This window comes from Pseudomonas sp. PDM22 (genome assembly GCF_014851965.1).
In the GTDB taxonomy this organism is placed as follows: Bacteria; Pseudomonadota; Gammaproteobacteria; order Pseudomonadales; family Pseudomonadaceae; genus Pseudomonas.
On record NZ_JACVAR010000072.1, the window covers coordinates 1 to 255 of the forward strand.

Below are 255 nucleotides of genomic sequence, written 5' to 3' on the forward strand. Positions count from 1 at the left end.
GCGGAACGAGGACGACGGTGTAGGCATGATCAGCCAGTACATCGGCGCTATTGCCCGCGGCATCGTGGGCTACCAGGGTGGCGTGGATGTTGGTTTCCGCTGCGAGGTCCGCACCGGCCACCTTCACGCTCCAGCTGCCGTCTGCAGCCACTTTGGCGCTGTAGTCGGTACCGTTGAGCTTGAAGCTCACCACGTCGCCAGCCTGGAACTCACCCGAGGCCTTGCCGCTGATGGTCTGCTGGACCTTGGCTTCTT

At 63.1% G+C, this 255-nt stretch carries 1 protein-coding gene; it reads right to left on the bottom strand.

The annotated features are described in order from the left end of the window. On the bottom strand, positions 1-255 hold a 255-nt coding region (locus tag IB255_RS31400; RefSeq protein WP_192211307.1), incomplete at both ends, for a hypothetical protein.